Origin of the sequence: Caulobacter segnis (assembly GCF_023935105.1) — a bacterium.
In the GTDB taxonomy this organism is placed as follows: Bacteria; Pseudomonadota; Alphaproteobacteria; order Caulobacterales; family Caulobacteraceae; genus Caulobacter; species Caulobacter segnis_B.
The window spans coordinates 2,082,585-2,096,524 of the sequence record NZ_CP096040.1; the positions used below are offsets into that span (position 1 = coordinate 2,082,585).

11 protein-coding genes are annotated in these 13,940 nt (G+C 68.8%); 7 read left to right on the plus strand and 4 right to left on the minus strand.

Annotated elements, in window-relative coordinates:
* Positions 1-44: 44 nt before the first annotated feature.
* Positions 45-1,274: a hypothetical protein gene (locus MZV50_RS10255; protein WP_252634425.1), complete on the minus strand. Its 1,230-nt coding sequence runs from the start codon at positions 1,272-1,274 to the stop codon at positions 45-47.
* Between the two features lie 163 nt (positions 1,275-1,437).
* Between MZV50_RS10255 and crcB the strand changes: the two genes are divergently transcribed.
* Both crcB and MZV50_RS10265 read left to right on the plus strand, forming a co-directional pair.
* Positions 1,438-1,821, plus strand: coding sequence for a fluoride efflux transporter CrcB (crcB, locus tag MZV50_RS10260; RefSeq protein ID WP_252634427.1), 384 nt, complete (start codon positions 1,438-1,440; stop codon positions 1,819-1,821).
* Positions 1,818-2,816, plus strand: a complete 999-nt coding sequence (locus MZV50_RS10265; RefSeq protein ID WP_252634429.1) for an RluA family pseudouridine synthase — start codon at positions 1,818-1,820, stop codon at positions 2,814-2,816. The genes crcB and MZV50_RS10265 overlap by 4 nt, the downstream gene beginning before the upstream one ends.
* 1 nt (position 2,817) lies before the next feature.
* Here MZV50_RS10265 and MZV50_RS10270 read toward each other — a convergent pair whose 3' ends face one another.
* Together MZV50_RS10270 and MZV50_RS10275 are read right to left on the minus strand one after the other, a co-directional pair.
* Complete coding sequence (locus tag MZV50_RS10270) at positions 2,818-4,092, minus strand: DUF1501 domain-containing protein (RefSeq protein WP_252634431.1); 1,275 nt, start codon at positions 4,090-4,092, stop codon at positions 2,818-2,820.
* Positions 4,089-5,528 carry a DUF1800 domain-containing protein gene (locus MZV50_RS10275; RefSeq protein WP_252634433.1) on the minus strand — a complete coding sequence of 480 codons (1,440 nt, stop codon included), beginning with the start codon at positions 5,526-5,528 and terminating at the stop codon, positions 4,089-4,091. Before MZV50_RS10275 ends, MZV50_RS10270 begins: the two co-directional genes overlap by 4 nt.
* Positions 5,529-5,581: 53 nt before the next feature.
* Here MZV50_RS10275 and MZV50_RS10280 point away from each other — a divergent pair, with 53 nt between their 5' ends.
* The 5 genes from MZV50_RS10280 (at position 5,582) to MZV50_RS10300 (ending at position 12,045) form a co-directional block, all read left to right on the plus strand.
* Positions 5,582-6,319: an ATP12 family chaperone protein gene (locus tag MZV50_RS10280; protein WP_252634434.1), complete on the plus strand. Its 738-nt coding sequence runs from the start codon at positions 5,582-5,584 to the stop codon at positions 6,317-6,319.
* Positions 6,319-6,645: a YnfA family protein gene (locus MZV50_RS10285; protein WP_252634436.1), complete on the plus strand. Its 327-nt coding sequence runs from the start codon at positions 6,319-6,321 to the stop codon at positions 6,643-6,645. The genes MZV50_RS10280 and MZV50_RS10285 overlap by 1 nt, the downstream gene beginning before the upstream one ends.
* A 117-nt stretch (positions 6,646-6,762) precedes the next feature.
* Complete coding sequence (locus tag MZV50_RS10290) at positions 6,763-8,295, plus strand: acyl-CoA carboxylase subunit beta (protein WP_252634438.1); 1,533 nt, start codon at positions 6,763-6,765, stop codon at positions 8,293-8,295.
* An 824-nt stretch (positions 8,296-9,119) separates the two neighbouring features.
* Positions 9,120-10,829 carry a methionine--tRNA ligase gene (gene metG / locus MZV50_RS10295; RefSeq protein ID WP_252634439.1) on the plus strand — a complete coding sequence of 570 codons (1,710 nt, stop codon included), beginning with the start codon at positions 9,120-9,122 and terminating at the stop codon, positions 10,827-10,829.
* A 1-nt stretch (position 10,830) separates the two neighbouring features.
* Positions 10,831-12,045: an MFS transporter gene (locus tag MZV50_RS10300; protein ID WP_252634441.1), complete on the plus strand. Its 1,215-nt coding sequence runs from the start codon at positions 10,831-10,833 to the stop codon at positions 12,043-12,045.
* On the opposite strand, the gene cysN is transcribed toward MZV50_RS10300, so the two are convergent.
* Positions 12,033-13,940: a sulfate adenylyltransferase subunit CysN gene (cysN, locus tag MZV50_RS10305; RefSeq protein WP_252634442.1), complete on the minus strand. Its 1,908-nt coding sequence runs from the start codon at positions 13,938-13,940 to the stop codon at positions 12,033-12,035. The genes MZV50_RS10300 and cysN overlap by 13 nt on opposite strands.

Below are 13,940 nucleotides of genomic sequence, written 5' to 3' on the forward strand. Positions count from 1 at the left end.
CGCTATGAGATCTGGGTCCCGGCTTTCGCCGGGAAGGCGGGGTTCTAAGCCGCCGCCTGCTTGGCCAGCGGATAGTTGGCGCGCAGCGAGGCGTGCGTCAGGCCGGCCGTTTCGGCGGCGGCGAAATAGCCTTCCTGCGGCAGGCCCTGCAGGATGTTCATCGGCGCCAGGCCGCGGGCGTCGCGGCCGAAGGCCATGATGTCCATGGCGATCTTGGCGGCTTCGCCAGTCAGGTCCGAAGCGTCCAGGGCCAGGCCCGCCAGGCGGGCGTCGCGCAGCACGCGCAGGGCTTCCTTGTCCGGCGGCACGCGGGCGATGACGCCGCGGGTCAGGGCGCGCAGCAGACCCACCACTTCCAGCAAGCGGCCGGCGGGGGTGCCGCGGGTGACGTCCACGAGTTCGATCTGGATGCCGCCGCGCAGCAGCGCCAGCGACAGGCCGGCGGTGCCGGTCAGCAGGTCGCGGCCGCGCTGGGTGCCCAGCGTGCGGAACGAGGCCGGCAGGATCAGTTCGGGCGTGTTGGGGCCTTGCGCCGAGCGGGCGAAGACCGCCGCGTACTTCAGCGTCGACTCGTCGATGAAGGCGACGTCGCGATCCGACAGCTTGGTCAGGGCGCGGGCCGAGGCCTGGCGACCGGTGGCCAGGTGCGTGACCATCGGCTCGATGCGCACGGCGGTGGTGACGTTGCGGCGCAGGTTGACGACGTGTTCCAGCGTGAAGTCGACCCGCAGGGCCGCGCCGCCGGCCGTGGTGAAGGCCACGGGCGTCCGACGGCCTTCGTCGGCCGGGTCGACCGAGACGCGCACAGGCGAACGGACGTTGTCGCGGCGCGCGCGAGCGGCCAGGACTGTCGCCGCGTCGATCGGCCTGCAAACGGCTTCGCCGCCTTCGACGCCGATCACCGAACGGATGCCCAGATCCATCGGCGAGGCCGCGCCCAGCAGGTGGGTCAGCACGTCTTCCAGGATGCGGACGCTGGTCGCCTGGGCGGCCAGGCCCTGGTCGTTGTTCATGGCGATCAGGAATTCGCTGTCGGAGATGCGGGCGCGCATGTCCTGGCGATCCAGATGCTCGTTCAGCTTCAGCTCGACATAGGTCCAGACGTCGCCGCGCTTCTGGCTCCACCACTCGCCAGCCCACTGGCGGATGGCCTTGATGCTGATGACGTTGACCGAGCCGCGCGCCACCAGGTCGTTACCCGTCAGGCGCTGAAGCACCGGGGCCGGGAGAGCCACGCGTTCGGTCGCATCTGAGGGTTGAGTTTCTGGGGGCATGGTTCTGGCGCTGTTTTGACGCACCCAGAATGCCGTCAGCGCACTTAACCGGGGGTTTTGAAAGAAGGTTTACAACCCCGTTTACCTTTAAAGAAATCCGGGAAAAACAAGGGAACTCCGGTGGACGCTTGGCGTTAAGGCCGGCTCGGCGCATAAGGCGATCATGAACAAGCTGCTCCTCGTGGCCGCCGGCGGGGCCGTCGGCTCGGTCGCGCGCTATCTGGTGGGCGTAGGCGCCATGCGGGTCATGGGGCCGGGGTGGCCGTACGGCACCTTCAGCGTCAATGTCGTGGGTGGTTTCCTGATGGGCTGCTTGGCGTCGTGGCTGGCCCATCGCGGTAGCGCGTCCAGCGAACAGTGGCGCGTGCTGCTGGGCGTCGGCGCCCTGGGCGGCTTCACCACCTTCTCGTCCTTCTCCCTGGAAACCGCGCTGATGATCCAGAAGCGCGCCTATGGCCAGGCCTTCTCCTATTCGGCCGCGAGCGTTCTTCTGTCGATCGCGGCCCTGTTCGCGGGCCTTCTGGTCGCCCGCAAGGTTTTCGCATGAGCACCAAGGAAGTCCGCACCCTGTACGTCGACGCCGGCGAGGACGGGGTCCGTCTGGATCGCTGGTTCAAGCGCCGCTGGCCGCACCTGAACCACATCCAGCTGAACAAGCTGTTCCGCTCGGGCCAGGTCCGGGTCGACGGCTCGCGCGCCAAGGCCGACACCAAGCTGGCCGCCGGCAGCCAGATCCGCGTGCCGCCGCTGCCCGACGCGCCCGACCCGTCGGATAAGAACAAGCTGTCGGCGCGCGACGTCGCCTACGCCAAGTCCTTGGTTTTGTACGAGGACGAGGAGGTCCTGGCCCTCAACAAGCCCGCCGGCCTGGCCGTGCAGGGCGGCACCAAGACCACCAAGCATGTCGACAAGCTGCTCAGCGCCTGGGGCGAGGGCGTCGATCGTCCGCGCCTGGTCCACCGCCTGGACCGCGACACCTCCGGCGTGCTGCTGCTGGGCAAGACCCCAGCCGCTGCGGCGCGCCTGTCGGGCGCCTTCGCCAAGCGCAAGGCGCAGAAGACCTATTGGGCCATCGTGGCAGGCAACCCGCACCCGACCGAGGGCGTCATGGAGCTGCACCTGGCCAAGCGTGGCGTCGGCGACCGCGAGCTGGTCGTCCCCGCCCAGCCCAAGGACCCGGACGCCCAGCCGGCCGAGACCGAGTTCGTCACCATCAGCCGCGCTGGGCCGCGCGTCACCTGGATGGCCTTGCGTCCGCACACCGGCCGCACGCACCAGCTGCGCGCTCACATGAAGGCCATGGGACACCCGATCCTGGGCGACCCCAAGTACGGCGACGACAAGTCCGCGCCGCTGTCGGAAGGGCTGAAGCTGCAGCTGCACGCCCGCTCGATCCTGCTGCCGCACCCGTCGGCCGGCATGCTGCATATCGAGGCCCCGCTGAGCCCCGAGATGAAGGAAGGCTTCCGCAAGTTCGGCTTCTCGGAAGATGAGGCCGAATCCGAGCCGTTCGGCCGGCGCAGCGCCAAGATCCGTCGATAGGCTAGACCAGTCCCGTCACCGGCTTGGCGGCCGCGCTGTCGGGGAAGACCTTGGTCTCCAGGGCCGTGCGGTCGACGCCGATGTGGTCGGCCAGCACGCCCTTGAACAGGCCGCGCATGTCCAGCGTGGGCGCGGTGTCGCGGTTCTCGAACAGGGCGCTCTGCTTGAGGGTCGGCCAGTCGCCGACGATGCCGCCGCGCTTCAGGGCGCCGCCCAGGATCAGGCCGGTGGAGGCCGTGCCGTGATCGGTGCCGCCGGTGCCGTTGACGCGCGCGGTGCGGCCGAACTCGGTGACGGCGATGACCACGGTGTTCTTCCACTCCGCGCCCAGGCCGGTGTGCAGGCCATCCAGCACCGCGTCCATGTAGGACAGGCGGGTGGCGATCTGGCCGAGCTGGCCGGCGTGGGTGTCGAAGCCGTCCAGCGAGATGGCGGCGATCTGCGGGCCGCCGGGCTGGATCATGAAGCCGCCCAGGGTCGAGCCCAGCTTGCGGGCGGCCTCGCCGCCGGCGCGGTTCTGGCGGTCGTTGGCCATGGTCGGTGACATGCTGGCCGGCGCGCCCATCGACGGCGTCGAGGCGGCGGCGACGTTCATCGCCGGGGTCGCGGCCATGGCGGTCATGGCCTGCTGGGCCATGGTCTCGGTCTCCAGGCCCCGGGCGAAGGCCGGGCCCAGAAGCGGGTCGGTCTTATAGAGATCCTGCAGCAGGGTCGGCAGGCGGGCGGTCTCGTCGACGCCCTTGCCGGGTGACCAACTGGCGGCCTGCACCTTGCCGCGCAGGATCAGCGGCGCGGTGGCGCCGACCGACAGCCCCTCGACCTTGCGGACCGGAGCAAGGGCCTCCAGCGTGCGGTTCAGCCAGCCGGTCTCGGCCCCGTAGACGCCCGAGGCGCCGGTCTCCAGCACGTCCTGAGCCTCGAAGTGCGAGCGAGCGCGGTCGGGGCTGGCGATGGCGGGGGCGATGCGCGCCTCGCCCTTCAGGGCCAGGGCGTGGACGGTCTCCAGTTCGGGGTGCAGGCCGAAGGTGTCGTCCAGCTTCAGCACCTGGTCGGGCTTCAGGGCGATCGAGCCGCGCAGCGCCGCGTAGTCGGCGTCGCCGACCGGCGGCGAGACGGAGAGGCCGTCCATGCCGCCCCGACATATGACTACGACGAGCTTCTTCCGAGCCAGGTCGCCCTCGGAGGCGGCAAAGGCCTGGGTTCCCAGGAAGCTGATGGAGATGCCCAGGCCCGAGGCCAGGCCCAGCAGCGAGCGGCGGTTCATCTGAGCGGTCATCGGCGTTGGAACTCCGGGCTCATTACGAGAAGGGCGAAGGCTTCGCGGCGGGTCTCGGCCCGCGACACGGCCTTGGCGACGGGGGGCGTCAGGCGCTGGCCCAGGGCCGAGACGGCCAGGGCGTTGGGATCGGTGGTGTCGGCGACGGCGGCGGCCATGCCCTGGGCCCACTGCATGCGCTTGACCAGGCCGTCGGGCGAGGCCCAGGTCTGGGCGTCCTCGGCCCAGCCCTTGGGGGAGGGGGCCGAGAAGGGCTTCTGGCCCAGGCCCGTGAGGATCGGCGCCAGGCGCTCGATCGCCGACGGCTCGGCCCCGATCAGCCGCCAGGTCGAGAGGGTGAACTCGTAGGGCGTCTTGAACTTGGCCGGCGTTGGGTCCCAGGCCTCGGGGCTCTCGACCAGCGCCTTGGCGACCTGGGCCAGGTCGCCGCCGGTGTCCATCCAGCGCTTCTCAAGCCGCGCGGTCAGGGCGGGCGAGGGCGTGTCCGAGACGAAGTGGCGGGCGATCTTGGCGCAGCAGTGACGGGCGGTGCGCCGGTCGGCGGCCAGATCCTTCAGGACGGAAAGGCCCTGCTGGATGTCCTGTTCGCCGTAACGGCGGCCCAGGATCGTGCGGGCGCCGGGCTCGTGGGCGTTGTCGCGGAACACGAACTGGCCGGCTCGGTCCTCGTTGTCACGGCCGACCGAGAAGCCGGTCAGGGCGCGGGCGAACTCGGTGACGTCGGCCTGCTTGTAGCCGGCGTCCACCCCGACGGTGTGCAGTTCCAGGATCTCGCGGGCCAGGTTCTCGTTCAGGCCGACCTTGCTCTTCTGGCGGCGCGCGGCGTTACCGGCGGCGCGGCTGTCGGGGCCGATCGACTGGGCCTGATCCAGATAGGTCAGCATGGCCGGATGGGTCGAGGACGCCACCAGCAGGTTCTCGAAGCGGTCGAAGGCGTAGGGCCGGATCGCCTCGCGCTCGAACGGGCCGATCAGCACCGAGGTCAGCTGCTTGGTCGACGAGACCGTGAAGTGGTTGGCCCAGAACAGCGCCCAGCGCTCGCGGAAGGCGGCCGGCGTATTAGCGCCCAGGCGCGCGCGGGCCAGGAAATCGCCGTCGATCTTGTCGCGCAGCGCGCGCTGCGCGTCCTTCAGCGCGGGGTTCGGCGTGGCCGAGCCGGCGCCGTCCTTTTGCTGGCGCTCCATCTTTCGCTGTTCCTGGTAGTCGCGCATCCAGGCGAACCGCGTGGCGGCGTCCTCGCCGTCGTCCTGGGGCTTGTCCGCGCCGTCGCGACGGATCTGGGCGGTGAGAAACCCTTGCGGGTCGGACCTGGCGGCGTCGATCTCGCCCGGCCGGGCGCCTAGCCCGAAGCGGGTGGCGGCGATGGCGGCCATCATGTCCTTGGATGGTAAGCTCAAGCGGGGCTCTCCCTTGCGCCAACTCTCGACATTGACCATTCAACGCGGGTCGCCCGGAAATCCGTCGCGACCCTCCCGAAAGAGTTCTCGCCGTGTCCGACAAGTCCGAGCTGCTGCTGAAACCGAGGCGCTTCTACAAGGCCGCCGCCGCCGCCCCCCTGCTGGGAGAGAACGGTGAGGGCGGTTTCGCGGTCCAGCTGGACGGCCGCACGCCCAAGTCGCCCGCCAAGAAGCCGCTGGTGGCGCCGAACCGGCCGTTGGCCGACATGATCGCCGCCGAGTGGGAGGCCCAGGTCGAGTATATCGACAACAGCCTGATGCCGGCCACGCGCCTGGCCTTCACCGCCATCGACCGCATCGCCGAGACCCGCACCGAGGTCGCCCGTGAGGTCACCGCCTACGCCGCGTCCGACCACCTGTGCTATCGCGCCGAGCACCCGACGCCGCTGGTCGAGCGCCAGGATCGGGAGTGGGGCGCGATCCTCGACTGGGCCAAGGCCGAGCACGGCCTGGTGTTCACGCCCGTGGCCGGGATCATCCACCAGCCGCAGCCGCCGGCCACCCTGGCGGCGGTCGAGGCCCTGGCCCTGACCCTGGACGACTTCGCCCTGGCCGGCGTGGCGTTCGCCGCGGGCCTGTTCGGCTCGACCGTGTTGGCCCTGGCCGTGCGGGCCGGACGCCTGACCGGTCGCCGGGCCCTGGACCTGGCGCGGCTTGAAGAGATCTTCCAGGCCGAGCAGTGGGGCGAGGACGACGAGGCCAAGGCTCGCGCCGAGGCCCTGGCCGTCGAGGCCGAGATGATCGACCGCTGGTTCGCGGCCCTGCGCTGATGAGGGCGTTCGCGATCTACGCCCTGGCCGCCCTGGCCGAGATCGGCGGCTGCTACGCCTTCTGGGCCTGGCTGCGGCTGGGCAAGTCGCCGGCGTGGGCGGGGGCGGGGACCCTGTCGCTGATCGTTTTCGCCCTGCTGCTGACGCGGGTCGACGCCAGCGTCGCCGGCCGCGCCTTCGCCGCCTATGGCGGAATCTACATCGTCGCCTCGATCGCCTGGATGCAGCTGGTCGAGAACGCCCGGCCTGACCGCTGGGACCTGATCGGCGGCGCGGTGTGTCTGGCGGGCGCGGCGATCATCCTGCTTGGTCCGCGCACGGCCTAAGCGCCTGATGCCGCGCTGCCGCAAGGGCGGCCTTGTTCGCGCCCCCTGGCCTCGCTAGGCCTAGCTCCATAAGGTGGTCCAGCCGCCAGCATAGAGACCGGGCAGGGGAGTACGCGCGTGCAGCACATACTGGAGGAACTGGATCGCCGCCGCGAGCAGGCCAAGGCGGGGGGCGGGGCCAAGCGGGTCGAGGCCCAACACGCCAAGGGCAAGCTGACGGCGCGCGAGCGGATCGACCTGTTGCTGGACGAAGGCAGCTTCGAGGAGTTCGACATGTTCGTCGAGCACCGCTGCGCCGACTTCGGCATGGAGGCCCAGAAGGTCCCCGGCGACGGGGTGGTCACCGGCTGGGGCACGATCAATGGCAAGGTGGTCTACGTCTTCTCCAAGGACTTCACGGTGTTCGGCGGCAGCCTGTCGAACGCTCACGCCCAGAAGATCATCAAGGTCCAGCGCCAGGCCATGAAGGTCGGGGCCCCGGTCATCGGCCTGTTCGACGCCGGCGGGGCCCGCATCCAGGAGGGCGTGGATTCACTCGCCGGCTATGCCGACATCTTCCTGGAGAACGTCATGGCCTCGGGGGTGATCCCGCAGATCAGCGTGATCATGGGCCCCTGCGCCGGCGGCGATGTCTATTCGCCCGCCATGACCGACTTCATCTTCATGGTGAAGGACACCAGCTACATGTTCGTCACCGGGCCTGACGTGGTCCGGACCGTCACCAACGAGGTGGTCACCGCCGAGGAGCTGGGCGGAGCCCGGGTCCACGCGGCCAAGTCGGGCGTGGCCGAGGGCGCGTTCGAGAACGACCTGGAAGCCCTGACCCAGGTGCGCCGCCTGGTCGACTTCCTGCCGTCGTCCAACCGCGAGGCCGCGCCCGAGCGCGAGACCTTCGATGAGGCCTATCGCGAGGAAGCCAGCCTCGACACCCTGATCCCGGCCGACCCGACCAAGCCCTACGACATGAAGGAGCTGATCCTGAAGGTGGTCGACGAGGCCGACTTCTTCGAGATCTCCAGCGAATGGGCCAAGAACATCATCTGCGGCTTCGCGCGGATGGACGGCGAGACCGTCGGGGTGGTGGCCAACCAGCCCCAGGTGCTGGCCGGGGTGCTCGACATCGACAGCAGCCGCAAGGCCGCGCGCTTCGTGCGGTTCTGCGACGCCTTCAACATCCCGATCCTGACCTTCGTCGACGTGCCGGGCTTCATGCCGGGGACCAAGCAGGAGTACGGCGGGCTGATCAAGCACGGCGCCAAGCTCTTGTTCGCCTATGCCGAGGCGACGGTCCCGAAGATCACCGTCATCACCCGCAAGGCCTATGGCGGGGCCTATGACGTGATGAGCTCCAAGCACCTGCGCGGCGACCTCAACTATGCCTGGCCCACGGCCGAGATCGCGGTGATGGGGGCCAAGGGGGCGGTGGAGATCATCTTCCGCCAGGAGGCCAAGGACCCCGAAGCGCTCGCCGCCCGCGAGGCCGAGTACAAGGACCGCTTCGCCAACCCCTTCGTCGCCGCCCAGCGCGGCTACATCGACGACGTCATCATGCCCCACGGCACCCGACGCAGGATCGTGCGGGGCCTCAAGAGCCTCAAGGGCAAGGAACTGACGAACCCTTGGAAGAAGCACGACAATATTCCGCTGTAGGCGGCTCGTCGGGGACAGGGTGGAAGCCCTCTCTCATGGAGAAAGGGAGGGCGAGAGGCTACGAGGTTGGTCGGCCGACGCCACAGGCCCCCACCTGACCGCTTCGCGGTCGTCCGCCCCCGAAGGGGGCAGACGGTGATCCTTCTTCCCCCTCCGGGGGAGGAGCGCCGCAGGCGCGGAGGGGGCGAGTAAGGGGATTGGAGCGGCTCTATCCTCGGAATTCGCGAGATCGAAGTCAGCAAAATCAACGGCTTGTCGATTTTACGCGCCCCTGAATGATCCGCGTTGAAAACCACCCTCATACTGCTTGTCAACCGATGGTTCGGAAGGGACGTCCGGCCGGCGATCGAGACGGCTATCAGGGGTGGTCGAGCGGGAAGCGCTCGCCGGGTCTCTCTCGGGAGGCTCGTCTTCGCGACGGATCCAGATGCGGGCTCCCTGAAACATTGGGACGAAGCCCTGGCGGCGAGGATCAGGCGAACGCGGCAGGTCCGGGCTGAAATCGCCCGGGCGTTCCGGGACCGGGGTCGTCGCCCCGGCCCGCCCGTCGGGGGCCTCACGTGGGAGCGGGTTAAGACCCCGCCGCCTCGCGGGCTCACCGGATAACGAACCACGCGGAGCGTCCTGGCTTCGTCGAAACGGTATTCACTCTCCAAACCTCCGGATGGATGTCCGGCGCTCCGCGTCCCTTTCCATCCCTTCAGCGGCAAGCCGCGTGAAGCAGAGCGCGCTTGCGCCAGCCAAACCTTTCCCTCGCCGCCCGAGCCTTCTATATGCGGACGCTTCTTCGCGTTCCGCAGACTCCCCCGAAAGGCCGCGCCCGCATGGCTCGCATCCTGATCACCTCGGCCCTGCCGTACATCAACGGCATCAAGCACCTGGGCAACCTGGCGGGGTCGATGCTGCCGGCGGACGTCTATGCGCGCTTCAAGCGGGCCCAGGGCCACGAGACCCTCTACATCTGCGCCACCGACGAGCACGGCACCCCGGCCGAGCTGGCCGCGACCGCCGCCGGCCAGGATGTCGCCACCTATTGCGCCGAGCAGCACGTGCTGCAGCACGACGTGGGCCGCGCCTTCGGCCTGTCGTGGGACTGGTTCGGCCGCTCGTCGTCGCCGCAGAACCATCGCCTGACCCAGCACTTCTGCCAGGCCCTGGAGGATCACGGCCTGATCGAGGAACGCGTCGACCAGATGGTCTATTCGGTCGACGACAAGCGCTTCCTGCCCGACCGCTATGTCGAGGGCACGTGCCCGCACTGCGGCTTCGAGAAGGCGCGCGGCGACCAGTGCGACAACTGCGGCAACCTGCTGGATCCGACCGACCTGATCGACCCGTACTCGGTGATCTCGGGCTCGCGGAACATCGAGGTGCGCGACACCCGCCACCTGTACCTGCTGCAGACCAAGATGCAGGACAAGATCCGCGCCTGGGTCGACAGCCACGCCGACTGGCCGCAGCTGGCCCGCTCGATCGCCTACAAGCACCTGGACGAGGGCCTGATCGATCGCGGCATCACCCGCGACCTGGCCTGGGGCATCCCGGTGGCCAAGGACGGGATCCCGCGCCCCGGCTTCGAGGACAAGGTCTTCTACGTCTGGTTCGACGCGCCGATCGAGTACATCGCCGCGACCCAGGAATGGGCCGAGGGCGCGCCCGACCGGGACTGGAAGCGCTGGTGGCGCACCGACGAAGGCGCGCAGGACGTCCGCTACGTCCAGTTCATGGGCAAGGACAATGTCGCGTTCCACACGGTCAGCTTCCCGGCCACCATCCTCGGCTCGGAAGAGCCGTGGAAGAGCGTCGACATGCTCAAGGCCTTCAACTGGCTGAACTGGTACGGCGGCAAGTTCTCGACCTCCAACAAGCGCGGCGTGTTCATGGACGCGGCCCTGGAAATCCTGCCGCCCGACCTGTGGCGCTGGTACCTGACGGCCAACTCGCCGGAAGGCAGCGACACGGCCTTCACCTGGGAGCAGTTCGCCAGCGCCGTGAACCGCGACCTGGCCGACGTGCTGGGCAACTTCGTCAACCGCATCCTGAAGTTCAACGAGAGCAAGTTCGAGGGCGTGGTCCCGGCGGGCGGCGAGCCTGGTCCGCTGGAAGAGAAGCTGTTCGCCGATGTCTCCGCGCGTCTGGCGGATCTGGCCGAACAGATGGACGCCATCGAGATCCGCAAGAGCGCCCAGGCGCTGCGGGCCCTGTGGGTGGTCGGCAACGAGTACCTGCAGGAAGCCGCGCCGTGGACCGCGATCAAGACCGATCGCGACCGCGCCGCCGTCATCGTCCGCACGGCCCTGAACCTGGCGGCGCTGTACGCCAAGATCTCGGCTCCGTTCATCCCGTTCGCCGCCGAGAAGATCGGCGCGGCGTTCGACTTGCCGTTCCCGGCGGAATGGCCGTCGAACGACGCCCGCGTCGAGCTCGACAAGCTGCTAGTTGGCGAGCCGGTGACCGTGCCGGACGTGCTGTTCAAGAAGATCGAGGACGAGCAGATCGCCGAATGGACGGCCCGCTTCGGCGGCGCGGAGTAACTTGGAACCGGGGGCGGACAAGACGGAGGAGCCTCCTCTTACCAAAGGGGGTCTTCCGACCCTCGTCCGTCTCTGCCTGTTCTACGCCGCGATCTATCTGAGCTCGGGCGTCAGCCTGCCTTATATCGGCACCTATCTGCGGTCTCGCGGCCTGAGCGGCGGCGAGATCGGCCTTGTCTTGGCCGTTCCGTTGCTGCTCAAGCCCTTCACCGGCGCCTCGCTGGCGGTGTGGGCCGACGGCTTCACCCTGCGGCGCACGCCGATGGTGCTGCTGCTGGTCGGGGCGGGGCTGGGCTATGCGGGTCTTCTGGCCACCTCGAACCTGCTTTGGCTGATCCTGTTCTGGTTCATCGGCCAGACCCTGCTGTCGACGGTCTCGCCGCTGATCGACGTCATCACCCTGCGCCGGGCGCGGACCGAGAGCTTCAACTACGGCGTCCCGCGCGGCACCGGCTCGAGCACGTTCATCGCGGCCAATCTCACGATGGGCGTGATCCTGACCTTTGCCGCGCCCACGATCATCGCCATCTGGATCGCCGCGGCCTGCTTCGTCGGCGCCGTGGCGGCCGCCATCCTGGTGCCGCCCGAACGGGTTCACGCCGAGGGCTTCAAGCCCGATCGATCCGAGCGCTGGAAGGGGCTCTCGGATCTGCTGCGCAACCGCACCTTCGTGCTGGCGGTGGTCACGGCCGGCCTGATCCAGGGCGCGCACGCCTTCTACTACGGCTTCTCGGCCATCCTCTGGAGGAAGCAGGGGATCAGCGAACCCATGATCGGCGTCCTGTGGGGCGTGGGTGTCGCGGCCGAGGTCGGCTTCATGTGGTTCCTGGAGCCGCTGCGTCGCCGCTGGGGGCCGGAGCGGTTCCTGATCCTGGGCGCGCTGGCCGCCGTGCTGCGCTGGACGGCCTATGCGTTCGAGCCGCCGCTATGGGCGTTGTTTCCGCTGCAGATGCTGCATGCGATGACGTTCGCGGCCAGCTTCCTGGCCTCGTTGCGCCTGATCGAGAAGCTGGCTCCGGGGTCGGCCGCGTCGCCGGCCCAGGCGATCAACTCGGCGCTGTCGTCGGGCTTCACGCTGGGCGTCGCCACCCTGGCGTCGGGGCCATTGTTCGACGCCCTGGGCGCGAAGGGGTACCTGGCCACAGCCTTTATGGCCTTGCTGGGCCTGGGCGGCGCGATACTGCTATCGCGCCGCTCAAGACATCAGATCGTGTAGTCGATCTCTTGCCCCTCGAGCCACGCCACGATCCGCTCCGCCGCCTCGACCGGATCGATCGCTGTCGTATCGATCCGCAGCTCCGGCGTCTCGGGAGCCTCGTAGGGACTGTCGACGCCGGTGAAGTTCTTCAGCTGGCCCGAGCGGGCCTTCTTGTAGAGGCCCTTCACGTCCCGCGCCTCGGCCACGGCCAGGGGCGTGTCGACGAAGACCTCGATGAACTCGCCCGGCTCCAGGATGTCGCGGGCCAACTGTCGCTCGGCCCGGAACGGCGAGATGAAGGCGGTCAGCACGATCAGGCCGGCGTCGACCATCAGCTTGGCGACCTCGGCCACCCGGCGGATGTTCTCGACGCGGTCCTCCTCGGTGAAGCCGAGGTCCTTGTTGAGCCCGTGGCGGACATTGTCGCCGTCCAGCAGATAGGTGTGGCGACCCAGGGCGTGCAGGCGCTTCTCGACCAGGTTGGCGATGGTCGACTTGCCTGCGCCGGAAAGGCCGGTCAGCCAGACGACCTGGCCGCGCTGGCTCTTCAGCGCCGAGCGCGAGGCCTTGCTGACGTCGGTGTGCTGCCAGTGGATGTTGTCGGCCCGGCGCAGGGCGAAGTTGATCATGCCCGCGCCAACCGTGCGGTTGGACAGGCGATCGACCAGGATCAAGCCGCCCATCTGGCGGTTTTCGGCATAGGCCTCGAACGGGATGGCCTGATCGAGCGAGAGGTTGCAGACCCCGATCTCGTTCAGCTCCAGGCGCTTGGCCGCCGAGTGCTCCAGCGTGTTGACGTTCACGCGATGCTTGATGTCGGTGACGCTGGCGCTGACCGTTCTTGCACCCAGCTTAAGCAGATAGGTGCGGCCCGGGGGGAGGGGCTCGTCGTCCATCCAGACCAGCGTGGCCTCGAACTGGTTGGCGACCGGCGCGGGCGCGTCGGCGGCGGCGATCACGTCGCCGCGCGAGATGTCGATCTCGTCTTCCAGGGTCAGGGTCACGGACTGGCCGGCGACGGCTTGGTCGAGGTCGCCCGGCAGGGTGACGATGCGGGCCACGCGGCTCTCGCGACCCGAGGGCAGGGCGCGGATGCGGTCGCCCGGCTTGATCGTCCCCGAGGCGATCAGGCCCGAGAAGCCCCGAAAGTCGAGGTTCGGGCGGTTGACCCACTGCACCGGCATGCGGAACGGCTTGGCCTGCAGGTCGTCCTCGACCTCGACGCCTTCCAGCCAGTCCATCAGGATCGGGCCGTCGAACCAGGGCGTATGCTCGCTGCGCGCGGCCATGTTGTCGCCGCCCAGGCCCGAGATCGGGATGGGGGTGAAGACCTTGAGCCCGATCTGCTCGGCGAAGGCGCGGTAGTCGGCGACGATGGCGTCGAACACCGACTGGTCCCAGCCGACCAGGTCCATCTTGTTCACGGCCAGCACGACGTTGCGGATGCCGAGCAACGAGACGAGATAGCTGTGGCGGCGCGTCTGGGTCAGCACGCCCTTGCGCGCATCGATCAGGATCACGGCCGCGTCGGCGGTCGAGGCGCCGGTGACCATGTTGCGCGTGTACTGCTCGTGGCCGGGGGTGTCGGCGACGATGAACTTGCGCTTCTCGGTCGAGAAGAAGCGGTAGGCGACGTCGATGGTGATTCCTTGCTCGCGCTCGGCGGCCAGGCCGTCGACCAGGAGGGCGAAGTCGATCGCGCCGCCCTGGGTGCCGACCTTCTTGGAGTCGGCTTCGAGAGCAGCGAGCTGATCCTCGAAGATCATCTTGCTGTCGTACAGCAGGCGGCCGATCAGGGTGGACTTGCCGTCGTCGACGCTGCCGCAGGTGATGAAGCGCAGCAGCGACTTGTGCTGATGCTGGTGCAGATAGGCGTCGATATCTTCGGCGATCAGGGCGGACTGGTGCGTCAT